The organism is Serratia sp. CY33802, from assembly GCF_052169095.1.
Classification (GTDB): domain Bacteria; phylum Pseudomonadota; class Gammaproteobacteria; order Enterobacterales; family Enterobacteriaceae; genus Serratia; species Serratia bockelmannii.
In genome coordinates, this window is sequence record NZ_JBJNLL010000009.1 from 141,262 (window position 1) to 163,217 (window position 21,956).

Annotated in this window: 21 protein-coding genes; 11 read left to right on the forward strand and 10 right to left on the reverse strand. The window is 60.1% G+C overall.

The features are described 5' to 3' along the window. Positions 1 to 51: 51 nt before the first annotated feature. Positions 52 to 2,385 carry a Tex family protein gene (locus ACJ8HA_RS21500; protein WP_043138931.1) on the reverse strand — a complete coding sequence of 778 codons (2,334 nt, stop codon included), beginning with the start codon at positions 2,383 to 2,385 and terminating at the stop codon, positions 52 to 54. 157 nt (positions 2,386 to 2,542) lie between these two features. Continuing rightward, complete coding sequence (gene greB / locus ACJ8HA_RS21505; protein ID WP_025304551.1) at positions 2,543 to 3,016, reverse strand: transcription elongation factor GreB; 474 nt, start codon at positions 3,014 to 3,016, stop codon at positions 2,543 to 2,545. A 230-nt stretch (positions 3,017 to 3,246) separates the two neighbouring features. Here greB and cbpA point away from each other — a divergent pair, with 230 nt between their 5' ends. The 4 genes from cbpA to envZ all read left to right on the forward strand — a co-directional run bounded on the left by cbpA (position 3,247) and on the right by envZ (position 6,858). After that, complete coding sequence (gene cbpA / locus ACJ8HA_RS21510; protein ID WP_043138927.1) at positions 3,247 to 4,203, forward strand: curved DNA-binding protein; 957 nt, start codon at positions 3,247 to 3,249, stop codon at positions 4,201 to 4,203. A 5-nt stretch (positions 4,204 to 4,208) separates the two neighbouring features. Further along, on the forward strand, positions 4,209 to 4,514 hold the full coding sequence (locus ACJ8HA_RS21515) for a chaperone modulator CbpM (RefSeq protein ID WP_004930739.1): 306 nt from the start codon (positions 4,209 to 4,211) through the stop codon (positions 4,512 to 4,514). A gap of 257 nt (positions 4,515 to 4,771) precedes the next feature. After that, positions 4,772 to 5,491 (forward strand): osmolarity response regulator transcription factor OmpR, encoded by a 720-nt coding sequence (gene ompR, locus ACJ8HA_RS21520; RefSeq protein ID WP_004709363.1) that lies wholly within the window; start codon positions 4,772 to 4,774, stop codon positions 5,489 to 5,491. Then, complete coding sequence (gene envZ, locus ACJ8HA_RS21525) at positions 5,488 to 6,858, forward strand: two-component system sensor histidine kinase EnvZ (RefSeq protein ID WP_015379311.1); 1,371 nt, start codon at positions 5,488 to 5,490, stop codon at positions 6,856 to 6,858. Before ompR ends, envZ begins: the two co-directional genes overlap by 4 nt. Positions 6,859 to 6,890: 32 nt before the next feature. On the opposite strand, the gene ACJ8HA_RS21530 is transcribed toward envZ, so the two are convergent. From ACJ8HA_RS21530 to ACJ8HA_RS21560, 7 genes are all read right to left on the reverse strand, one after another. Continuing rightward, positions 6,891 to 7,370: a type II toxin-antitoxin system VapC family toxin gene (locus tag ACJ8HA_RS21530; protein WP_421095928.1), complete on the reverse strand. Its 480-nt coding sequence runs from the start codon at positions 7,368 to 7,370 to the stop codon at positions 6,891 to 6,893. Next, on the reverse strand, positions 7,367 to 7,630 hold the full coding sequence (locus ACJ8HA_RS21535; protein ID WP_004930730.1) for a FitA-like ribbon-helix-helix domain-containing protein: 264 nt from the start codon (positions 7,628 to 7,630) through the stop codon (positions 7,367 to 7,369). Before ACJ8HA_RS21535 ends, ACJ8HA_RS21530 begins: the two co-directional genes overlap by 4 nt. Positions 7,631 to 7,756: 126 nt before the next feature. Then, on the reverse strand, positions 7,757 to 9,376 hold the full coding sequence (gene pckA, locus ACJ8HA_RS21540; protein WP_043138920.1) for a phosphoenolpyruvate carboxykinase (ATP): 1,620 nt from the start codon (positions 9,374 to 9,376) through the stop codon (positions 7,757 to 7,759). A 194-nt stretch (positions 9,377 to 9,570) separates the two neighbouring features. Next, positions 9,571 to 10,449: an Hsp33 family molecular chaperone HslO gene (gene hslO, locus ACJ8HA_RS21545; RefSeq protein ID WP_025304548.1), complete on the reverse strand. Its 879-nt coding sequence runs from the start codon at positions 10,447 to 10,449 to the stop codon at positions 9,571 to 9,573. Positions 10,450 to 10,474: 25 nt separating this feature from the next. Beyond that, a complete protein-coding gene (hslR, locus tag ACJ8HA_RS21550; RefSeq protein WP_025304547.1) occupies positions 10,475 to 10,882 on the reverse strand; it encodes a ribosome-associated heat shock protein Hsp15 in 408 nt (135 codons plus the stop codon). Then, entirely contained in the window at positions 10,879 to 11,559 is a 681-nt protein-coding gene (gene yrfG, locus ACJ8HA_RS21555) for a GMP/IMP nucleotidase (protein ID WP_089181417.1), read from the reverse strand. The genes hslR and yrfG overlap by 4 nt, the downstream gene beginning before the upstream one ends. Before the next feature lie 99 nt (positions 11,560 to 11,658). Further along, positions 11,659 to 13,794: an intracellular growth attenuator family protein gene (locus ACJ8HA_RS21560; RefSeq protein WP_025304545.1), complete on the reverse strand. Its 2,136-nt coding sequence runs from the start codon at positions 13,792 to 13,794 to the stop codon at positions 11,659 to 11,661. A 445-nt stretch (positions 13,795 to 14,239) separates the two neighbouring features. Between ACJ8HA_RS21560 and nudE the strand changes: the two genes are divergently transcribed. Then, positions 14,240 to 14,794, forward strand: coding sequence for an ADP compounds hydrolase NudE (gene nudE / locus ACJ8HA_RS21565; protein ID WP_015379304.1), 555 nt, complete (start codon positions 14,240 to 14,242; stop codon positions 14,792 to 14,794). A gap of 51 nt (positions 14,795 to 14,845) precedes the next feature. Here nudE and mrcA read toward each other — a convergent pair whose 3' ends face one another. Beyond that, complete coding sequence (gene mrcA, locus ACJ8HA_RS21570) at positions 14,846 to 17,404, reverse strand: peptidoglycan glycosyltransferase/peptidoglycan DD-transpeptidase MrcA (RefSeq protein WP_049294950.1); 2,559 nt, start codon at positions 17,402 to 17,404, stop codon at positions 14,846 to 14,848. Positions 17,405 to 17,525: 121 nt separating this feature from the next. Here mrcA and pilM point away from each other — a divergent pair, with 121 nt between their 5' ends. From pilM to aroK, 6 genes are all read left to right on the forward strand, one after another. After that, on the forward strand, positions 17,526 to 18,359 hold the full coding sequence (pilM, locus tag ACJ8HA_RS21575; protein WP_049206041.1) for a type IV pilus biogenesis protein PilM: 834 nt from the start codon (positions 17,526 to 17,528) through the stop codon (positions 18,357 to 18,359). Next, positions 18,359 to 18,898, forward strand: coding sequence for a PilN domain-containing protein (locus tag ACJ8HA_RS21580; protein WP_197813154.1), 540 nt, complete (start codon positions 18,359 to 18,361; stop codon positions 18,896 to 18,898). Before pilM ends, ACJ8HA_RS21580 begins: the two co-directional genes overlap by 1 nt. Continuing rightward, positions 18,891 to 19,385, forward strand: coding sequence for a hypothetical protein (locus tag ACJ8HA_RS21585; RefSeq protein ID WP_025304541.1), 495 nt, complete (start codon positions 18,891 to 18,893; stop codon positions 19,383 to 19,385). Before ACJ8HA_RS21580 ends, ACJ8HA_RS21585 begins: the two co-directional genes overlap by 8 nt. Continuing rightward, on the forward strand, positions 19,378 to 19,740 hold the full coding sequence (locus ACJ8HA_RS21590) for a HofP DNA utilization family protein (protein WP_025304540.1): 363 nt from the start codon (positions 19,378 to 19,380) through the stop codon (positions 19,738 to 19,740). The genes ACJ8HA_RS21585 and ACJ8HA_RS21590 overlap by 8 nt, the downstream gene beginning before the upstream one ends. Beyond that, positions 19,737 to 20,981, forward strand: a complete 1,245-nt coding sequence (hofQ, locus tag ACJ8HA_RS21595) for a DNA uptake porin HofQ (protein WP_049206047.1) — start codon at positions 19,737 to 19,739, stop codon at positions 20,979 to 20,981. Before ACJ8HA_RS21590 ends, hofQ begins: the two co-directional genes overlap by 4 nt. Before the next feature lie 349 nt (positions 20,982 to 21,330). Beyond that, the gene (gene aroK / locus ACJ8HA_RS21600; protein ID WP_004391482.1) at positions 21,331 to 21,852 is read left to right on the forward strand and encodes a shikimate kinase AroK; all 522 of its coding nucleotides are present in this window, start codon (positions 21,331 to 21,333) and stop codon (positions 21,850 to 21,852) included. The last annotated feature ends 104 nt before the right edge of the window (positions 21,853 to 21,956 follow it).

The following is a 21,956-nucleotide window of genomic DNA, read 5'->3' on the forward strand; positions in this document are numbered from 1 at the left end:
AGTTTTCTTCATCAGAAAGGGCGGAGTAGGCTCCGCCCTATTGGCTCTGACTTAGCGTTTCTTGCCGAATGCCGCCGCCAGCGCGTCGCCCATGGCGCTGTTGCCGGCCGGCGCCGCATTGCGCGGTTTGGCCTTGTTGCCGCCTGCCGAACGGTTGGCGTTGTCGCGTGCCTGTGCCGGCGCGTTGCCGCCTCGGCGCGGTGAACCTTCGCCCGGTTGCTCATCCAGGCGCATGCTCAGCGCGATGCGTTTACGCTGCAGATCGACTTCCATCACCTTCACTTTGACGATGTCGCCGGCCTTCACCACGGTGTGCGGATCTTCGACGAACTTGTCCGCCAGCGAGGAGATGTGCACCAGGCCATCCTGATGCACGCCGATATCCACGAAGGCGCCGAAGTTGGTGACGTTAGTGACCGACCCTTCCAGGATCATCCCCGGCTGCAGATCGTTGAGGGTTTCCACGCCTTCGGCAAAGGTGGCGGTTTTGAACTCCGGACGCGGGTCGCGGCCCGGCTTCTCCAGCTCTTTCAGGATGTCGGTGACCGTCGGCACGCCGAACTTGTCGTCGGTGAAATCGACCGCTTTCAGGCTGCGCACCGCCGAGGCGTTGCCCATCAGGTCCTGCAGCGCCTGCTCGGTGGCGGCCAGGATGCGCTGCACCACCGGGTAGGCTTCCGGGTGAACGGTGGAGGCATCCAGCGGATTGTCGCCGTGGTTGATGCGCAGGAAGCCGGCGCACTGTTCGAAGGCCTTCGGCCCCAGACGGCTGACTTTCAGCAGCTGTTCACGGTTGCTGAAACGGCCGTTCTCGTCGCGCCAGTTGACGATGTTCTGCGCCATCATGCGTGTCAGGCCGGCCACGCGGGTCAGCAATGGTACCGATGCGGTGTTCAGATCGACGCCGACGGCGTTCACGCAGTCTTCCACCACCGAATCCAGCTTCTTCGCCAACTGGCTCTGGCTGACGTCGTGCTGATACTGGCCGACGCCGATGGATTTCGGATCGATCTTCACCAGCTCCGCCAGCGGATCCTGCAGGCGACGGGCAATGGATACCGCGCCGCGCAGCGACACGTCGAGATCCGGGAATTCCAGCGCCGCCAGTTCTGACGCGGAGTACACCGATGCGCCCGCTTCGCTGACGATCACTTTCTGCGCCCGGACGTCGCTGAACTGCTTTTGCAGGTCGAGATAGAAACGCTCGGTCTCACGCGAAGCGGTGCCGTTGCCGATGGCCACCAGCTCTACATTGTGTTTGATGCACAGCGCCGCGACGATGGCGGCGGCTTTGGCCGCTTGCCCGGTGTGCGGATAGACGGTGTCGGTGGCCACCAGTTTACCGGTCGCGTCGACCACGGCGACTTTCACCCCGGTGCGCAGGCCTGGATCGAGGCCCATGGTGGCGCGCATGCCGGCCGGCGCGGCCATCAGCAGATCATGCATGTTGCGGGCGAACACGTTGATCGCTTCGTCTTCCGCGCGTTCGCGCACCGTGCCCATCAGCTCGGTTTCCAGGTGCAGGAGCACCTTGATGCGCCAGGTCCAGTTGACCACCGCCTTACGCCAGGCGTCGGCCGGGGCGTTGTTCAGGCGCAGGTTGAGGTGATTGATGATGATCAGCTCCGCCTGGCTTTCGCGCGGCGCTTCCTCAAATTGCGGATCGGCGTTCAGCGCCAGCTGCAGCACACCTTCGTTGCGGCCGCGGAACATTGCCAGCGCGCGGTGCGAAGGCACCTGGGAAATCGGTTCGTGGTGATCGAAGTAGTCGCGGAACTTGGCGCCTTCGTCTTCCTTGCCCTCGACCACTTTGGACACCAGATGGGCGTTTTTCCACAGGTAGTCGCGCACCTTGGCCAGCAGCGCGGCGTCTTCGGCGAAGCGCTCCATCAGGATATAGCGCGCGCCGTCGAGGGCGGCTTTCACGTCCGCCACGCCCTTGTCGGCGTCGACGTAGCGTTCAGCCAGCTGTTCCGGCTGCTGTTGCGGATCCTGCCACAGCGTGTCCGCCAGCGGTTCCAGACCGGCTTCGATGGCGATCTGGCCACGGGTGCGGCGCTTCGGTTTGTACGGCAGGTAGAGGTCTTCGAGTTCGGTCTTGCTCAGCGTGGCGTTGATCGCCCCCGCCAGCTGTTCGGTCAGTTTGCCCTGTTCATCGATCGACTTCAGGATGGTCTGACGACGATCTTCCAGTTCACGCAGATAACCCAGGCGGGTTTCCAGCTGGCGCAGTTGGGTGTCGTCCAGGCCCCCGGTGACTTCCTTACGATAGCGTGCAATAAAGGGCACGGTATTACCTTCATCCAGCAGACGGATGGCGGAGTCGACTTGCTCCGGCCGGGCCTGCAGTTCTGTTGCAATAATGCGGCTCAGTGGGTCATTCATAGGTCTGGTATCTGTATTGAGAACGGTGAATAAACAGGGGACAGTTATACGGATTGATCGCGGAAAATGCCAGTGGAGCGGGCCGCCGCCGCGCGGCCGCGGCGTGGAGAACAGCTCAGGCGGCGGCGTTGGCGGCGGTTCGGAAAAAGCTGAAAGCTTACTTCGGGTAGTTTATCTCATTTACGTACCACTGTGCCTCGCCCAGCGGCGTATTGACGGTGGCGATGTCCCCGACCTCTTTTTTCAGCAGGGCGCGCGCCATCGGCGCATCGATGGAGATGTAATCCTTGCGGCCGAAAATCTCGTCGTAACCGACGATGCGAAAGCGTTTGGTCTCGCCGTCGTCATTCTCCACCTCCACCCAGGCACCGAAGAACACCTTGCCTTCCTGCTGCGGGGAGTAATCGACGATCTTCAACTGCTCCAGGCATTTGGTCAGATAGCGGACGCGGCGGTCAATTTCGCGCAGCCGCTTCTTGTTGTACTGGTAGTCGGCGTTTTCGCTTCTGTCGCCCAGGCTGGCGGCCCAGGTCACTTTTTTGGTCACCTCGGGGCGCTCTTCACGCCAGAGGTAATCCAGCTCTTGTTTGAGCTTGTCATACCCTTCACGGGTTATCAGTTGAGTTCTCATCGTGATTTATCTTTATGGGGCCACCGCCACAGTGTACGTGAATGCGGGGGGCTTTAGAAATGGCGCGCGGGCCTGCGCCTTGTCGCACGGTTTTTATTCAGTTTGCGCAGCTTTTAACAATCGGGAGTATGCTTAGCGATAGCGGAAAAGGAATGTGACGAAAGGAGGATATCTGGCGAGAGAGACAAGGAATTTTGGCGCACAACCCAACACATTGAAGGTATTACCGCATGGAATTTAAAGATTACTACGCCACGATGGGCGTTGAGCCCAACGCCGATCTGAAAACCATCAAAACGGCCTACCGCCGGCTGGCGCGTAAATATCACCCTGACGTGAGCACTGAAGACGACGCCGAGAGCAAGTTCAAGGAGCTGGCCGAAGCCTATGAGGTGCTGAAGGACGACGAGCGCCGCGCCGAGTACGATCAGATCCGGCTGCACCGCAACGATCCGAACTTTGGCCGCCAGGCGCGCGGCGATCACGGCGGCTATCAGCAGAGCGCTTCATGGCACGGCGCCGACGCGCAAGACTTCTCCGACTTCTTCGAGAGCATGTTCGGCGGGCGTGCGGCGGGCGGGCACCGTTCCGCTTCGCACTCGCACGGCGGGCATGGCTTCCGCGGCCAGGATCTGGAGATGGAGGTGCCGCTGTTCCTCGAGGAAACGCTGCATGGCCAAAGCCGCGAGATCTCCTATACGCTGCCGGTGTATGACGAGCTGGGGCGGCAGGTGAGCGAAGCCAACAAAACGTTGAACGTGAAAATCCCGGCCGGCGTGGGCGACGGCGAGCGCATTCGCCTCAAGGGGCAGGGCGTTGCCGGCGTGGGCGGCGGCCAAAACGGCGATCTGTATCTGGTCATCCGCCTCGCGCCGCACCCGCTGTTTGAGATAGATGGCCACAACCTGAGCATCGTGGCGCCGCTCGCTCCGTGGGAAGCGGCACTGGGTGCCAGCATCGAGGTGCCGACGCTGACCGGAAAAATCGCGCTGACCGTGCCGGCCGGCAGCCAGAGCGGCAAACGGCTGCGGGTCAAAGGCAAAGGGCTGGCGGGCAAGAAAGAGCCCGGCGATCTGTATGTCATTCTCAAGGTGGTGATGCCGCCGAAGCCGAACGAGAAGGCCAGCGCCCTGTGGCGAGAGCTGGCTGAACAGGCGGCGTTCAACCCGCGCGCGGAATGGGAGTAAAGCACATGATGAAGAAAGAGATCACATTCACCGTGGTGGAGCTGTGTCAGCGAGTGGAGATTTCAGAGGATGAGCTGGTCGAGATCGTCGGCCTGGGCGTGATCGTGCCGTTGGAGCCGGCGCAGCCGCGCTGGGAGTTCGATTATCCGGCGCTGAGCCATCTGCAGCGCGCGCGCAGGCTGCGGGCCGAGCTGGATCTGGACTGGCCGGGGATCGCCATGGCGCTGACGCTGCTCGATCGGGTTGATGCGCTACAGCAAGAGAACCGGCAGCTACGTAGGCAGCTGGCACGTTTCCTGCAGACCTCCTGACCCGACAGCTGAACGCCACCGGGCGCTTCCCCGGTGGCGAAATTGCACAAAATTGGGCCGCTGCCCCACATTGTGCCGATAAAGGGCGAAATTTTGACGAACCCCCGTCGACATTCACTGAAAATTGTTGATAAATGGGGAAAAGAATAAGCTTTGTAACAATTTCGTCTAGAATACATACCATTAAACGCTGTCTCAAATGGCAAGGTTTTCTAACAATATTCGAGTCAGGCAATAAAGCCTTTGGGAGTAATACCATGCAAGAGAATCATAAGATCCTGGTTGTCGATGATGACATGCGCCTGCGCGCGCTTTTAGAACGTTATTTAACCGAACAGGGCTTCCAGGTTCGCAGCGTTGCCAACGCTGAGCAAATGGATCGCTTGCTGACCCGTGAATCCTTCCATTTGATGGTGCTCGATCTGATGTTGCCGGGCGAAGACGGCCTGTCCATCTGCCGCCGTCTGCGTAGCCAGAGCAACCCGATGCCGATCATTATGGTCACCGCGAAAGGCGAAGAGGTCGATCGCATCGTGGGGCTGGAAATCGGCGCCGACGACTACATTCCTAAACCGTTCAACCCGCGTGAGCTGTTGGCTCGTATCCGCGCGGTGCTGCGCCGCCAGGCGAACGAACTGCCGGGCGCGCCTTCGCAGGAAGAGGCGGTGATCGCTTTCGGCAAATTCAAACTGAACCTCGGCACCCGCGAGATGTTCCGCGAAGACGAGCCGATGCCGTTGACCAGCGGCGAATTCGCGGTACTGAAGGCGCTGGTCAGCCACCCGCGTGAACCGCTGTCGCGCGATAAGCTGATGAATCTGGCGCGTGGCCGCGAATACAGCGCCATGGAGCGCTCCATCGACGTGCAGATCTCTCGTCTGCGCCGCATGGTTGAAGAAGATCCGGCGCATCCGCGTTATATCCAGACCGTGTGGGGTCTCGGCTACGTCTTCGTCCCGGACGGCAGCAAGGCATGAGGCGATTGCGCTTTTCACCGCGTAGCTCGTTTGCCCGAACCCTGTTGTTGATCGTCACTTTGCTGTTCGTCAGCCTGGTGACGACCTATCTGGTGGTGCTGAACTTCGCCATCCTGCCCAGCCTGCAGCAGTTCAACAAGGTACTGGCTTACGAAGTGCGTATGCTGATGACCGATCGGCTGCAGCTGGAGGACGGCACGCTGTTGGAAGTGCCGCCAGCGTTCCGTCGTGAGATCTACCGCGAGTTGGGCATTTCTCTCTACACCAACTCGGCGGCGGAGGAGAGCGGCCTGCGCTGGGCGCAGCACTACCAGTTCCTCAGCCAGCAGATGGCGCAGCAGCTCGGCGGGCCGACCGATGTGCGGGTGGAGGTGAACAAGAACTCCCCGGTGGTGTGGCTGAAAACCTGGCTGCAGCCCGATATCTGGGTGCGCGTACCGCTGACGGAAATCCATCAGGGCGACTTCTCTCCGCTGTTCCGCTATACGCTGGCGATCATGCTGCTCGCGATCGGCGGTGCCTGGCTGTTTATTCGTATTCAAAACCGCCCGCTGGTGGAGCTGGAACATGCGGCGCTGCAGGTGGGCAAAGGGATTATTCCGCCGCCGCTGCGCGAGTATGGGGCTTCCGAAGTGCGGTCGGTGACTCGCGCATTCAATCAGATGGCGTCGGGCGTCAAGCAGCTGGCGGACGATCGCACCTTGCTGATGGCCGGGGTCAGCCATGATCTGCGCACGCCGTTGACGCGTATCCGGCTGGCGACGGAGATGATGAGCGCCGAAGACGGCTATCTGGCCGAGTCGATCAATAAAGACATCGAAGAGTGCAACGCCATCATCGAGCAGTTCATCGATTATCTGCGCACCGGGCAGGAGATGCCGACCGAAAGCAGCGATCTGAACGCCATTTTAGGCGAAGTGGTCGCGGCGGAAAGCGGCTATGAGCGGGTGATTGAAACCGCGTTGTCACCGGGCGAGCTGATGATGAATGTGCATCCGCTGTCGATTAAGCGGGCGGCGGTGAACATGGTGGTGAACGCGGCGCGTTACGGCAACGGTTGGATCAAGGTCAGCAGCGGTCGCGAGCTGCAGCGCGGCTGGTTCCAGGTGGAAGATGACGGCCCGGGTATCAAGCCGGAAGAGTTGAAGCACCTGCTGCAGCCGTTCGTACGCGGTGACAGCGCGCGCAGCACCAGCGGCACCGGTCTGGGGCTGGCGATCGTGCAGCGTATTATCGACGCGCATGACGGCGAACTGGATATCGGCACCAGCGAGCGCGGCGGGCTTTTGATCCGCGCGTATATTCCGTTGCCGATGGAGAAAAAAGAGTCGACCAACGGTCATCAAACGGCCAGGGAAAACGCCTGACCTCTGATGTGGGCCGCGCCGCTGCGGCCCCGTCAGGACTTCCTGCTCATCACGTAGTATTCCGCCGCATCTTCATGCAACCGACGGCCGGTCGGCGCCTGCCACGGATCGATTAATTCGATGCCACAGTGGATGAAGTCTTTGGTATTGCGGGTGGCCAAGGCGGCACCGTAATGCAGGCAGGTGGCGGCGATTTGGGTATCCGGCACGCTCATCGCTTTACCCAGCAGCCGATTCCTTGCCGTCAATTCCGCGTATTGCATCGCGCACAGCCCATCAAACGGCAATATCTGCCCCTCGAACTTCAATTCAATGGCGTCCGCCAATTTCAGCTTGAGATCCCGCTGGCGCTTGCCGTCAGGCATGCAGGCGACGCCGCTGAACAGTTCGGCGAGGACAATGGCGCTGAGATAGAGCTCGTCATTGTCCTTTTCATTTAACCAGTTAATGACGTTGTAGTACGGGCTGGGACGCAGCGTTTCTGAAATGACGTTGGTGTCGATAATGATCATGCGTTGTCATCTTCATCATCAAAGGTGACGATGCGTGGCGGCACGGCGTCACGCGGTGGGATCTCCAGCTCAACGCCGCCGAATTCGGCGAAGTGCTGATGCATCCAGGTACCCAATCCATAGCGCGGCGGCTTTTTCACCAGCGCCTGTTTCAGGATCATGCGCGCTTCCTCTTCCATAGAATGGCCGTTTTTCGCCGCTGAGATACGCAGCAGCTCTTTGATTTCGTCGTCCAGATTTCTGACGGTGATAGTCGCCATTTAAACCTCCTTTGCTATCAATGATTGCATTGACTTATTTTCTCGCCTTGCTGGTTAAAAAGCAATCGATGAAAATAAAAAAAGGCGCGGGATCCGCGCCTTAGCTGAAGAGGTAACGCTACCGAATTACAGCTTCGGGCCGGCGCTAACCAGCGCGGCGCCCGCAGGCGTATCGGTGTATTTGTCGAAGTTGGTGATGAAGCGCTCGGCCAGATCCTGCGCTTTTTCCTGCCACTGCTCGAGGCTGGCGTAGGTATTGCGCGGATCGAGGATCTCTGGGTTCACGCCCGGCAGCGCGGTCGGCATCGCCAGATCGAAGATTGGCAGGGTAACGGTTTCCGCCTTGTCGATTTCACCGCTCAGGATGGCGTCGATGATGCCGCGTGTATCTTTGATCGAGATGCGTTTGCCGGTGCCGTTCCAGCCGGTGTTGACCAGGTAAGCCTGGGCGCCGGCGGCCTGCATGCGTTTCACCAACACTTCGGCGTACTGCGTCGGGTGCAGTGACAGGAACGCAGCGCCGAAGCAGGCGGAGAAGGTTGGCGTTGGCTCGGTTACGCCGCGTTCGGTGCCGGCCAATTTGGCGGTGAAACCGGACAGGAAGTGATACTGAGTCTGGTTGGCGGTCAGACGCGATACCGGCGGCAACACGCCGAAGGCGTCGGCGGTCAGGAAGATCACTTTGGTGGCGTGACCCGCTTTGGACACCGGCTTGACGATGTTTTGGATATGGTAGATCGGGTAAGAAACGCGGGTGTTCTCGGTTTTCGAACCGTCGTTGAAGTCGATGCTGCCGTCGGCCAGCACGGTGACGTTTTCCAGCAGCGCGTCGCGTTTGATGGCGTGATAGATGTCCGGCTCGGCTTCTTCAGAGAGCTTGATGGTCTTGGCGTAGCAGCCGCCTTCGAAGTTAAACACGCCGTCGTCGTCCCAGCCGTGCTCGTCATCGCCGATCAGCTGACGCTTAGGATCGGTGGAAAGGGTGGTCTTGCCGGTACCGGACAGGCCGAAGAACACCGCCACGTCGCCTTTCTCGCCCACGTTGGCCGAGCAGTGCATCGAGGCGATGCCTTTCAGCGGCAGCAGGTAGTTCATCATCGAGAACATGCCTTTCTTCATTTCGCCGCCGTACCAGGTGCCGCCGATCAACTGCATGCGCTCGGTCAGGTTGAAGGCGACGAAGTTCTCCGAGTTCAGGCCTTGTTGCTGCCAGTTCGGGTTGGTGCATTTGGCGCCGTTCATCACCACGAAGTCCGGCTCGAAGTCAGCCAGCTCGTCGTCGCTCGGGCGGATGAACATGTTTTTCACGAAGTGCGCCTGCCAGGCCACCTCGGTGATGAAACGCACTTTCAGGCGCGAGTCAGCGTTGGCGCCGCAGAAGGTATCCACCACGAACAGACGTTTGCCGGAAAGCTGCTCGGTGACCAGGTGTTTCAGATCGGCCCACACTTCCGGGCTGAGGGGTTTGTTGTCGTTTTTGCCTTTGCCCTGATCGGCCCACCACACGGTATCGCGGGTAATGTCGTCGCGGACGATGTATTTGTCTTTCGGCGAACGGCCGGTGAAGATGCCGGTATCGACGGAGACGGCACCCAGCTTGGTGACTACCCCACGCTCAAAACCTTCCAGAGATGGGTCTGTTTCTTCCTTAAACAGCAGTTCATAGCTCGGGTTGTGAACGATTTCGCTAACGTCGTGAATGCCGTAAGCGGCCAGATCCTGAGGGGTTATACCTTTAACGCGCATGTTACTACTCCTTGGTCACAGAATTTCTGGCGGCAATTGTAGGGATCTAACGGTGAGTAACCGCGATGGGTATCAAATATTTAACGTTTTAGGCGGTATTTCGTTACGATCTGAGAGATAGCACACGGAAAAAAGCAAACGTGCAAACGGCGGGCGTTGGCAGGCGCCGGGGGCGCCCGCCGAAAAGGTGTTACTTAGTGCAACTGGTCGCTTTCGCCGGTGTTACCCGCATACAACGCGGCAACATCAACCGGGTCAAAGACATAGTGGCTGCCACAGTAGTCGCAGTGCATGTCGATATTACCGTCCTGCTCCAGCATGTCCGCCACTTCATCGGTCGGCAGGGTCATTAGCGCGTCGGCGCAACGCTGGCGCGAACAGGTGCAACGGAACTGCACGTCCTGCGGTTCGTACAAGGTGACCTCTTCCTGATGGTACAGGCGGTACAACACTTCGTTGGCCGGCAGGCCGAACAGCTCTTCGCTTTTGACCGTGTTGGTCAGTTGCACCAGATGATCGAAATCATCGAGGTTGCCGTCCTGCGCCGGCAGCACCTGCAGCAGCATACCGGCCGCTGCGGCATTGCCTTCCACTTCGCCGGTGCGGATGAACAGGCGGGTTGGCAGCTGCTCGGACTGGCGGAAGTAGGCTTCCAGGCATTCTGCCAGGGTTTCACCTTCCAGGCCGACCACGCCCTGATAGCGCTCGCCTTCCGTCGGGGAAATGGTGATGACCATGACGCCGTTGCCGATCATCTGATGCAGGGTGCTGTCGTCGGCGATAGGCGCCTGGGTGCGCGCAACGCCACGCATCTCCTGGCGGTTGTTGCCGTTGATCACCGCCAGCTTCAGCGGGCCGTCGCCCTGCAGCTGCACGGTGATGTCGCCGTCGAACTTCAGGGTTGCGGTCAACAGACTGGTGGCGACCAGCAGCTCGCCCAGCAGTTTTTGCACCGGTGCCGGGTAATCGTGGTTGTTCAGGATCTGCTGATAGGTTTCGCTGACGGTAACCAGCTCGCCGCGCACCGCGTAGTTTTCAAACAGGTAACGGTGCAATTGGTCATGGTTGGACATAATCTTCTCTCATTACGGTGAGGGGTTATTCCGGCTCACCAAATTTAAATTTCATCAGGTCGCGCCGCTCCTTTTTGTCCGGACGACGGTCCGGATGCGGCATGGTCAACGCGTTCATCTTGCGCGCCAGCGCCATTTTTTCGCGGTTGGCGATGCTGGCTTCGGTTTCCTGATACATTTGCTGCGCCTCGTTGGCACCGCGGCGTTGGCTGGTCAGCGCCAGCACGATCACCGTACGTTCTTCGTTGCCCTGCCGCAGCTTAAGCTCGGCATTGAGTTCGACAATCTTGCTCGGTTTGCCGCGCTGGCCGTTGTAATGCACCTTGCCGCCGTCGATCATTTCGCGCGCCAGCGCGCGAGTCTTATAGAAGCGTGCGGCCCACAGCCACTTATCCAGTCGGACCGCGTCGTCGCGCGTCGCTTTTTCCTTCATGCTTCCCCCTTGGCCAGCGCCGGTATCAGCAGACGGTAGTCGCGCATCGACGGATGGCGCTGGAAGCTTTTTTCCGCCGTGCTGGAGTCCGGGTTTTGCACGCCCAGGCAGTAACGAATGCCGAAAGTGCGCGCCGCGTCGAGGATCGGCTCGCCGTCATCGACAAACAGCGTGCGCTGTGGGTTGAACCCGGTGTGCTGTTGCACCGCCTGCCACAGACGCTGATCTTCTTTCGGATAACCAAATGTGTGGGTGGAAAACAATAAATCAAGGTGCCGATCGAGGCCGGTATGCTCGATTTTCACCGCCAGGCTGTGAGGATGGGCGTTGGTCAGCAAAATGGTTTGCAGACCGGCGTCGCGCAGCGCCCGTAAAAACGGCTCGGTGTCTTCGCGCAGCCGCGCGCGGCTACCGATTTCGCTGGTCATGCGGTAGATGTCCAGATCCAACCGCTCGCTCCAGTAATCGAAGCAATACCAGTTCATGGTGTGCTGCACCGCCTGATATTCCCGTTCAATGATATGACGGGCTTCGTCGAACGGAATGGCGCGCCTTTCGCTCAGCGCTTGCGGCACCAGGCTGAGCCAGAAGTGGCTGTCGAACTCCAGATCCAGCAAGGTGCCGTCCATATCCAGCAGCACGGTATCGATCTGCGGCCAATCAAACTCGGGAACCATAAAAACTCCATGGGCGGACCGACGGGCGGTCCGCAGATGAGAATAATAGCGTTAGCGTAGCATAAGCAGATGACAGGGCGGAGACCCCCGGCGTCAGGTTCAGGCCATCGGCCGCATTGACATCGGATTGAGCTGCGGATTGAAGCAGCTGTCGTAGTAACGCTGGATATCGGCGACGCGGTGCTGATTGATGCGCCGACGCTGTACCAGCCGCCAGGCGTTATAGCCCAGGCTGACGACCACCGCCAGCAACAGCAGGCTGGTACCGAGGTAGCGCCACAGGGTGATCATGTCCGGTTCGCTGTGCAACGCCACGTGGCGGGTGCCGTTGGCATCGACGCTGAGGCTGGTGATCACCCCCTGCGCCTGGAATGGGGTATGCAGCAGCAGAGTGGAAAGGCGCTGCAACTCATTCCACTGGTCAAGAGCGTTGTATTCGCTCTGCGGCGCTGAGGATTGCGGATGGCTGACCAACTGTCGACCTTCATCGCTGCGGATCAGGAAACCGCCCGGCGGCGGGCTGTTGAGCGCCGCGGCGGCCAGACGCGTTTCATTGAAGATGAACGACGACGTGGCCACTTTGGTCAGGCTTTCCAGCGACTCGGCGCTTACCGGGCGCAGCAGGACGTTGACGCCTTGCAGCGCGCCTGATCTGGCGCGTTTCACCAGGCCGCTCCAGTTTTTGGCGTTGCCCAGGTTGACCAGCGCGTTTTTCAGCCGCACACAGTCGTTTTCTGCCTGGCATAAATCCTGTGTTTTCAAAACGATATCAGAAAAGTCATCCAACAGGATCATGCCGGATTTCTCGATGGCGCTGGCCAGCTGCGGGTTGATCTTCTGATCGGTACCGCTCGGATGCAGCTGGCTGTTGACCGTGGCCAGCAGGGCCGTCGCTTTGTCTATGACTTCTGATTCCGGCTGCGGCAGCGGGGCGGCGTTGTTCCAGTAAATGCCGGAGCAATCGAACGGCGCAAAATTGACGGCGCCGCCACCGTTGGCCGGCGGCGGCACATAGCACATGCCGCTGCCGCGCACCTTCAGGGTGTCGCCGATGCGCAGCGGCGTAGCTTCCAGTGCCTGTACGCTGGTCACTTCCACTTTTTGCGCGCCTTGCAGCCAGGCCATGCTGAGGGTCAGCGGCAGATTGAGCGGGATATAGATCAGCAACAACAGCAGTACCAGTGCCGAACTGGCGACCAGCACCGCGTTGCGGCCCCACTGCTGCAGCGGAAAATTCTTCACTTCGTCATGCAGCGAGAGGAAACGGCCCTGGCGCACCACCTGCCGATTGAGGTAGACGTCCACATCGGTGGTCTTGCCCAAGTCTTGCGTCAGGTACGGCTGCCAGTGCGGCGGGTAGATAAGATCGATGATGCCGAGTGAAATGTTGCTGATCTGTCCCTGGCCGGATTCGCCGAACAGGCCCCAGCGCTTCGGCGTGCCGCGCAGGCAGTGGATCTCTTTCAGCTCGCGTGACGCCGGACGGCGGAACAGGTTCCAGCATCCCCAGGCGATCATCAGCACCGCCACGAAAATCATCCACGGGATCACCAGCACCGGGCTGATCAGGCTGAAGAACAGCAGCAGCAGCGCGGCGGAGATGATGACGGCTTCACGGATGCCGTTCGGCCGGTTCAGCGCATGCTCTTCCGGCGTTTCCTTACGAATGTTCACCAGCTCGACATGTTCGCTCTCTTCCTTGCGGATGGAAGCGTTTTTGGTCGGCGCGGCGGTCACCACCGGCGGCTGCGGCCGGTCGTGAATATGATCTTTCAGCGAGTGCCCGTTGAGCGAAATCACCAGCGGCAGCGTCTGGGTTCGGATCACTTCCACATGGTTGTCGGCGGTGATGTAGGGTTCCCAAAACGGCGGCAGATGTACCTCTTCGGCATCGAGGTAATAGCGCCATTTATTGGGATCGTCGCTGGCCAGACCGTAGCGGGTGATGGCGTGCGTGACGGGATAAACGTTATCGCTTTGCGGGGTGAGCGCCAGTTTGGCTGCGGGCAGCGTAGCGCCACCGCCGGGCAACAGTTTGTTGCTCAGCTTGTTTTGCTGATTGAGGTAGAACTCGACCGCGGCGCGCTCTTCATCGGTCAGCTTGCGGTGGGCAGGCTTGATAAACGGCAACGCGTGCGCCAGCGCCGACGGGTTGCGGGCCTTGAACCACAGGTACAGGCCGGCGGCAATCAGGCAGACAAGCACTAAGGCCAATATCAACACTATTGTGCTCATGCAATCCCCATCTCACACCCGTGAATTTCGCCAACCTGATGAAAAGCTGAATATTATACGGAGTAAACCGCCAGGAGGCACCCAGAACTAATGAGGGAACAAACAGATTCTCGCTCTGGATCTCATTCCTTCATGACGCAAGGCCATTTTATCACTGATTCTTGCCTGCGTGATACTAGCAACCGGCCTCTGCCGTCGATATCGGCATTATCCTATTTTCATGCGTGCTGTTTGCTGAATCAGTACGGAAAATCGCCCGCCGCTGGCTACGCTTGTTAAAAGAAAGTAAATTACTGTTCATGCTCGTTGCGGCGGAGCTTGCCCTTAACGCACAATGTGATCAGGATCGAATTTGGTCAGCATTTGAGCGCCAACGAGCCGTGCGTTACGCCAATCATTATTTCGGTTGCCCCGTCCACGCCTGGGTAACCTCTTTGAGGCAATCATGGATAAACACCTGCAAAAACCTAAAATTCTGAAAGTGGAAACGGTCGCGCGTTCGCGTTTGTTCAACGTCGAGTCGGTCGATTTGGAATTCAGCAACGGGGTTCGGCGGGTGTATGAGCGCATGCGGCCTTCGGATCGCGAAGCGGTGATGATCGTGCCGGTGATTGGCGATGACCTGCTGCTGATCCGCGAATATGCGGTGGGCACTGAATCCTATGAGCTGGGTTTCCCGAAAGGGTTGATCGATCCCGGAGAGGGCGTGCTGGAAGCGGCCAACCGCGAGCTGATGGAAGAGGTGGGATACGGCGCGAAGCGCTTTGATTTTCTCAGTAAGCTGACGATGGCGCCATCCTACTTTTCCAGCAAAATGAATATCGTGCTGGCCCACGATCTCTACCCGCAGAGCCTGGAAGGGGATGAACCGGAGCCCTTGCCGCAGGTGCGCTGGCCGATCGCCAACATGATGGCGTTGCTGGCGGAACCGGATTTCCGTGAGGCGCGCAACGTCAGCGCGCTGTTTCTCTCCGAGGCGTTTTTGCGCGCGTCGCGCTGATACGCTTCGCGCCGAATAAAAAAAGGGCCAGATTTCTCTGGCCCTTTTCGATCAGAACAGCTCGTGGCTTTCACCGCCCGGATCGGTCAACGTGGTGCCGGTATCGCGCGATGGGTAGTCCGTCGGCTGCGTCCCTTCGATAAAGTACTCGGAACGGCTGCCGCCGCCACCGCCGGAGAGCTTGCCGCTGCTTTTGTCGATGGTGACGCTGATGATGCCTGGCGGCGGCGTGACTTTCTGCTCAGGAATGCCTTCCAGCGCGGTCTTCATGAAGTCGTCCCACGCCGGCTGGGCGCTCTTGGCTCCGCCTTCACCGCCGGAAATCTGATCCGGGATAGCGCCGGATACCGTCGAACGGCCCAGATCGCGGCGGTGATCGTCGAAACCGATCCACACCGACGTCACGGTATCCGGGCCATAGCCGGAGAACCAGGCGTCTTTGGAACTGTTGGTGGTACCGGTTTTGCCGCCGATATCATGACGTTTCAGATCGCGCCCGGCACGCCAGGCAGTGCCCATCCAACCCGGTTCGCCGAAGATGTTGCTGTTCAGCGCGTCGTGGATCAGGAAGGCCAGCGGCGTGCTGATCACGTGCGGCGCATACTGTTGGTCACCGTCCTGCTGCACCTGAGCCGGGGTAACCTGCTCCAGCTGCGGCATCGGCACCGTGCTGTTGCTGCCTTCCTGCGAGGTGGCGACGTTTTCGATGTTGTCGTCGGACAGCACCGCCGAACGGTGGGTGTCGCCGTAGATCACCGGCAGGTTGCAGCTGCTGCACACCACTTTCGGTTTAGCTTCGAACACCGTATTGCCGTTGTCGTCTTCAATCTTGGTGATGAAGTACGGGTCAACCAGGTAACCGCCGTTCGCCAGCACCGCGTAGCCGCGTACCAGCTGCATCGGGGTGAAGGAGGCGGAACCTAGCGCCAGCGATTCGGTATGCACGATGTTCTGTGCCGGGAAGCCGAAGCGCTGCAGATATTCCGCCGCGTAGTCGACGCCCATCGCACGCATTGCGCGCACCATCACCACGTTCTTCGATTGCCCCAGCCCCTGCCGCAGGCGAATCGGGCCGTCGTAGGTCGGCGGTGAGTTCTTCGGCCGCCAGTCGGTGCCGGCGCCGGCATCCCAGCGGGTGATCGGCAAATCGTTCAGGATGGTGGCCAGCGTCAGGCCTTTATCCATCGCGGCGGTGTACAGGAACGGTTTGATGTTTGACCCCACCTGACGCAGGGCCTGCGTCACGCGGTTGAACTTGCTCTGGTTGAAGTCGAAGCCGCCGACCAGCGCTTTCACCGCGCCGTCGTTCGGGTTGATCGAGACCAGCGCCGAGTTGACGTCCGGCACCTGCGACAGCCACCAGGCGTCGTTCACTTTACGCACCCATACCTGCTGACCTGTCTGCACCACGTCAGTGACGCGTTTCGGCGTTGGGCCTTGCTGAGTGTCTGAACGGTACGGCCGCGCCCAGCGCATGGTGGCCATCGGCAGGGCAATGCTGCTGCCATCGGCCAGCATCGCCGTCGCTTCCTGCGGGTTAGCAGCGGTGATGACCGCCGGCGCCAGTGGGCCGTAGCTCGGCAAGTTTTTCAGCGAGTCGACAATCTGTTTGCGATCCCAGGCCGCTTCGCCGACTTTCCACAACACGTTGGATGGGCCGCGGTAGCCGTGGCGCATGTCATAGGCCAGCACGTTGTTGCGTACCGACTCCTGCGCCGCCAGCTGCAGCCGTTTGGTGACGGTGGTGTAAACCTTGTAACCGTCGGTATAGGCGTTTTCACCGTAGCGCTTGATCATCTCCTGACGCACCATCTCGGAGAGATACGGCGCGGAGAAGCTGATTTCCGGCGCATGGTAGTTGGCGACCAGATCTTCGGCGCGCGCCTGATCGTACTGCGCCTGCGTGATGTAATGCTCGTCCAGCATGCGCGACAGCACCACGTTGCGGCGGGCAACGGCGCGATCGTGCGAATAGAGCGGGTTGAAGGTAGACGGGGCTTTCGGCAGGCCGGCGATGGTCGCCATCTCGCTCAGGGTGAGCTGGCTGACGTCTTTCCCGAAATAGACCTGTGCGGCGGCGCCCACGCCGTAGGCGCGGTAACCCAGATAGATCTTGTTCAGATACAGCTCAAGGATTTCATCCTTGGTGAGCATCTGCTCGATGCGTACCGCCAGGAAAGCTTCCTTGATTTTACGCATCAGGGTGCGTTCCGGGCTTAAGAAGAAGTTACGCGCCAGCTGTTGGGTAATGGTACTGGCCCCCTGCGAAGCGTGGCCGGAGACCAGCGCGATTGAGGCGGCGCGGAAGATGCCGACCGGATCGACGCCATGGTGATCATAGAAGCGGCTGTCTTCGGTGGCGATAAATGCGTGCACCATCACCGGCGGAATTTGTTCCAGTTTCAGCGGAATGCGGCGCTTCTCACCGTATTGGGCGATCAGTTCGCCATCGGCGCTGTAAACCTGCATCGGTATCTGCAGCCGTACGTCTTTCAGCGTTGCGACGTCGGGCAGCTGCGGCTCGACATATTTGTACAAGCCGAAAATCGAGGCTGCTCCCAGCACGATGCAACATACTGCAAGGATTAGTAAATACTTTACGAACTTCACCTGAGATTTCCCATTTCTAAGTCATTTGGGCAGTTTATAAACAACCGCGCGGTAGTATAAAGGCAAGCCTGCGACATGGATATGTTCTTTTATCATCTGATGTTATGGAGGCTTGCGAAACATGTTCCCTCAAGCATGGCAGGTGGGGCTGGATATACAAATCGACTGCGTGCGCGCGGTGGCGGCCCAACGCCGCCGCAATGGCTGGCAGTTGCGCCACTGGTGGCAGCAGGCGCTGCCGCAGGCGGTTTTACGCGATGGCTGCCTGGAACCTTCCGAATTCCTGATCCGGGCGCTGCGGCAATGGCGCGTTCAACTGCCGCGACATATTTCCTTACGCATTGCTCTGCCGGCGCAGCGCGTGTTGCAGCAGCGCATGGCGCAGCCGGACGCGCGGCTGCGCGAGCCGGAACGCAGCGACTATATCGGTGGCCACGGTTTGAAGCAGTTTCCGCTCGATGGCCAGACGCTGGCGCTCGACTATCGCACCGCGCCGGCGGATGAGGCGGCGCTGTTGCTGACCGCCGCGCGGCGGCAGGAGCTGCAGCAGTGGCTGCATTGTTTGCGTCAGGCTGGCCTGCATCCGCAAGCGGTCGATATCACCCCTTGTGCGCTGCGGATGATGGCGACGGCGGCAGGCGTACCGCCCGCTGCGGGGCTGATGCACCGTCTCGAACGAGAATGGCTGTGGGTGGCGCCGGCTGACGGCGCGTTCGCCTTTGGTCTGGCGCCGGGCGACGATGACGCGCAGGCGCTGCGGGCGCTGCAAGCCCAGATGCCGGCGGGCGACGATCGGCCGGTCTATGCCGGCAGCGTGCTGGCAGGTGCCTTGCCCACCGGTTGCCTTGCCTGGTCGCCGCTCAGCGCCTTCACGCAGTTGCGCCCACCGTTGCCTGCGCATCCTGCGGCGTTCGCATTGGCCGGTGGTCTGGCGCTGCGCGAGGAGGATCGCTGATGTATCAGGTCAACTTTCTGCCCTGGCGACAGCGCCGCGATCGGCGGCGCGGCTGTTTCTGGCTGGGTGCGCTGCTGTTGCAGGTAACGCTACTGCTGCTGGCGCTGTTTCTGGTTGCCGGCCAACTGCGTCACCAACAGGCGCAGCGGCAGGCGCGGCTAACGATGCTGGGTGAAGAGCTGGCGGCCTTGACGTTGCTCGCCCATCAGCAGCAGCAAGAGCGGGCGCAGCGAGCGCTGCACAGCGCCCGCGCCGAACGGCAGGCGCGCAACGGCCAACATAACCGGCGTTATTTGCAGTTGCTTCAGCAATTGTCCTTCAGCATTCCTCCACTGCTGTGGCTCACGGCGCTGGACAGCGATGCGACGAACGGTCTGCGGCTGCGTGGATTGAGCCGCTCTCCTGCGGCCATCACGCAGTTCGAACGGCGGCTGGCGGGGATGCCTGCGTTGCCACGGCTGCGTTTGGCTGAGGTAACGCAACGGGACGACGGTCTGTATTCCTTTCATCTGGCGGCGCAGTGGGGGCGTGATGGATAGCCGTTTGTCATCCGGGCTGCGCTTTTGGCTGAACTTGCCGGGCTGGCTATTGCTGGTGGCGCAAGGGCTGGGCATCGGCACGCTGGCGCTGTTGGGCGGCGGTTGGCTGCTGCAAGACGAATGGCGTCAGCGGGAAAACGCGGCGGAGCGGCAACAGCGCCTGTTGCAACAGATTTCCATGGTACAGCACCAACTGGACGAGGCGCCGGAAGCCCCTATGCCGCCAACGCCGATCGGTCCGACCACCGCCGGCGATCTGGCGAACGTGCTGCAACAAGCGGGGGGCGCCTTGTTGCGCTGGCAGCGGCAGGAAAAACCGCTGCGGCAAACGCTGAGTTTGCGCATTGATTATGCCGGTTTGTTGGCGCTGTTGGAGGCGCTGCCCGCCGATTTGCGTCTCGAACAATTGAGCGTGGAAACGGCGCCGCAGGGCATGACGGCGCGGTTGGTGTTGCAGGATGCCGCCGAGGAGCAGGCCGATGAGTAAAAGACCGGGCCGTTGGTGGTGGCTGCTATGGCCGTGGGCCTTGTGTGCAGAACCGCGCGATCCGTTTGCGCCGCCTCCGCTGCCTGTTTGTGCCCATCAGGAGGCATCGCCGGCGGGTTGGCGACTGAAAGGCGTCATCGGGCAACCGCCGCTGCGCTATGGCTGGGTGGTGACGCCGGCAGGGCAGTGGTTGCGCCTGCGGCCGCAGCAGTGGGTGCTGGACGAGCGTTGGCAGGTGGCGCAGGTGCGGGCGCGCAGCCTGACGTTAACGGCGCTGGCGGCCGAACCGGATTGTCCGGCGAGCCAGGGCGACATCTCGCTCATGATGGACAACAACAAGGATGGCAAACCATGAAAGGACTCGCTGGATTGGGCGTGGCGTTGTGGTGTCTGTCGCTCGGCATCGTCCAGGCGCAGGATAAACAGCAGGTTTCCCTGGAGTTCCAGGATGCGCCAGTGACGGTCATCCTGCAGGCGCTGGCGGATTATCGGCAGATGAACCTGATCGTCGCGCCCGGCGTAAGCGGCAATCTGACGCTGCGGCTGGAGAATGTGCCCTGGCCTCAGGCGCTGGCGCTGACCCTGCGTATGGGCAAGCTGACGATGACGCGGGAGGGGAGCGTGATGCTGGTCGCCCCGGAGCCGGACGCGCAGGAAAAAAAACAGCAGCGAGAAGCGCTGGCGCAGCGGCAGCCTTTGCACAGCCTGACCCTGACGTTACAAAACGGCGATGCGGCGGAGATTGCCGAAAGCCTCAATGCTCAACGCGGCGCCTTGCTCAGCGAGCGTGGCAGCGTGCTGGCGGATAAGCGCACCAATACGCTGTTACTGCGCGACACGGCGCCAATCCTGGCGCAGTTGAAAAAAAGGGTGACGGAAATGGACGCGCCGCTGGCACAGGTGCAGCTGGCGGCGCATATCGTGACCATCAACAGCGAAAGCCTGCGTGAACTTGGCGTGCGTTGGGGATTGGCGGCCGACGAAAAACCGACGCGGCCGCTGCGGCCGGGCAATCTCGGCGTTAATCTGCCGTTGGAGCGCAGCGCGGTGAGCGCCGGTTTCCATTTGGCGCGCATCAGCGGGCGTTTGTTGAGCCTCGAGCTGACGGCGCTGGAGCAGGAGAATCAGGTGGAGATCATCGCCAGCCCGCGTTTGCTGACGGCGCACCTGCAAACCGCCAGCATCAAACAGGGGACGGAGATCCCTTATGAAGTGTCGAGCGGCGCCAGCGGTGCGACCGCGATTGAGTTCAAAGAGGCGGTGCTGGGCATGGAGGTGACGCCGAAAGTGTTGCCGGACGGGCGCATCACGCTGACGTTGCACATCAGCCAAAATATGCCGGGGCGTGCCATCAGCCGCGGGGCGGGGGAGGCATTGACCATCGATAAACAGGAGATTAAGACGCAGATCACGGTGAAAAGCGGTGAAACCCTGGTGCTCGGCGGTATTTTTCAACGGCATAGCGGCAAGACGGCGGACAAGGTGCCGGGATTGGGAGATGCGCCACTGCTGGGGGGCTTGTTCCGGCAAAGTGGCCTACAACAGAAAAAACGCGAGCTGGTGATCTTCATTACGCCGACCTTGATTAAGGGATAAGCGGCTGCCTGTCGGCTGGGCGGCAAATCTCCTAAAGTTGATGAGCAGATACACTTTTTTATCCCCTTGGGGGGATCTGCGTTTGACGCTGCGGCCGATTTAGCTTACAAGGGTTACCGAATTGAGCACCGAGGTTTTTTGTTAGCGTCAAGACGCCGTTAAAAACATATGGTTTCCCTCCCGCGGCGTGGATTGCGATTTATTCGGTTGCCAAACTACCAAGAGTGTTGAGATAATTTTTCGTCTGATCTCGCACTATCGCTCATGAGGTTTCAGTTTAGGTCCCGCCGCTGATTTGATTGGCGGGGCGGGTTAACATTAACGAATTGTCTTAGTAATACCGAAAAACATGGCAGAGAAACGCAATATCTTTCTGGTTGGGCCTATGGGTGCCGGCAAAAGCACTATTGGCCGTCAGTTAGCTCAGCAACTCAATATGGAGTTCTTCGACTCCGATCAAGAAATTGAGCGACGTACCGGAGCTGACGTGGGCTGGGTATTCGACGTGGAAGGGGAAGAAGGTTTCCGCGATCGTGAAGAAAAAGTCATTAATGAACTGACGGAAAAACAAGGGATTGTGTTGGCGACCGGCGGCGGTTCGGTGAAGTCGCGCGAAACGCGCAACCGTCTGTCCGCGCGCGGCGTGGTGGTCTATCTGGAAACCACGATCGAGAAGCAGCTGGCTCGCACTCAGCGTGATAAAAAACGCCCGCTGCTGCAGGTTGATTCTCCGCCGCGTGAAGTGCTGGAAGCCTTGGCGAAAGAACGTAATCCGTTGTATGAAGAGATTGCCGATGTCACCATCCGCACCGACGATCAGAGCGCTAAAGTGGTTGCTAACCAGATCATCAACATGCTGGAAAGCAACTGATTGCCAATTTTCGCGTTCGCCGTCGGCCAATGCGAAAAACTGATTTGTGTTCCCCGCTGTTGCGGGGATCAACCACCGCCGCACCATACAGAGAACTGAGCGCG

Coding starts and splice junctions, on each gene's coding strand:
- ACJ8HA_RS21500 (WP_043138931.1), bottom strand. CDS start 2,385: ATGAATGACCCACTGAGCCGCATTATTGCAACAGAACTGCAGGCCCGG.
- greB (WP_025304551.1), bottom strand. CDS start 3,016: ATGAGAACTCAACTGATAACCCGTGAAGGGTATGACAAGCTCAAACAA.
- cbpA (WP_043138927.1), top strand. CDS start 3,247: ATGGAATTTAAAGATTACTACGCCACGATGGGCGTTGAGCCCAACGCC.
- ACJ8HA_RS21515 (WP_004930739.1), top strand. CDS start 4,209: ATGATGAAGAAAGAGATCACATTCACCGTGGTGGAGCTGTGTCAGCGA.
- ompR (WP_004709363.1), top strand. CDS start 4,772: ATGCAAGAGAATCATAAGATCCTGGTTGTCGATGATGACATGCGCCTG.
- envZ (WP_015379311.1), top strand. CDS start 5,488: ATGAGGCGATTGCGCTTTTCACCGCGTAGCTCGTTTGCCCGAACCCTG.
- ACJ8HA_RS21530 (WP_421095928.1), bottom strand. CDS start 7,370: ATGATCATTATCGACACCAACGTCATTTCAGAAACGCTGCGTCCCAGC.
- ACJ8HA_RS21535 (WP_004930730.1), bottom strand. CDS start 7,630: ATGGCGACTATCACCGTCAGAAATCTGGACGACGAAATCAAAGAGCTG.
- pckA (WP_043138920.1), bottom strand. CDS start 9,376: ATGCGCGTTAAAGGTATAACCCCTCAGGATCTGGCCGCTTACGGCATT.
- hslO (WP_025304548.1), bottom strand. CDS start 10,449: ATGTCCAACCATGACCAATTGCACCGTTACCTGTTTGAAAACTACGCG.
- hslR (WP_025304547.1), bottom strand. CDS start 10,882: ATGAAGGAAAAAGCGACGCGCGACGACGCGGTCCGACTGGATAAGTGG.
- yrfG (WP_089181417.1), bottom strand. CDS start 11,559: ATGGTTCCCGAGTTTGATTGGCCGCAGATCGATACCGTGCTGCTGGAT.
- ACJ8HA_RS21560 (WP_025304545.1), bottom strand. CDS start 13,794: ATGAGCACAATAGTGTTGATATTGGCCTTAGTGCTTGTCTGCCTGATT.
- nudE (WP_015379304.1), top strand. CDS start 14,240: ATGGATAAACACCTGCAAAAACCTAAAATTCTGAAAGTGGAAACGGTC.
- pilM (WP_049206041.1), top strand. CDS start 17,526: ATGTTCCCTCAAGCATGGCAGGTGGGGCTGGATATACAAATCGACTGC.
- ACJ8HA_RS21580 (WP_197813154.1), top strand. CDS start 18,359: ATGTATCAGGTCAACTTTCTGCCCTGGCGACAGCGCCGCGATCGGCGG.
- ACJ8HA_RS21585 (WP_025304541.1), top strand. CDS start 18,891: ATGGATAGCCGTTTGTCATCCGGGCTGCGCTTTTGGCTGAACTTGCCG.
- ACJ8HA_RS21590 (WP_025304540.1), top strand. CDS start 19,378: ATGAGTAAAAGACCGGGCCGTTGGTGGTGGCTGCTATGGCCGTGGGCC.
- hofQ (WP_049206047.1), top strand. CDS start 19,737: ATGAAAGGACTCGCTGGATTGGGCGTGGCGTTGTGGTGTCTGTCGCTC.
- aroK (WP_004391482.1), top strand. CDS start 21,331: ATGGCAGAGAAACGCAATATCTTTCTGGTTGGGCCTATGGGTGCCGGC.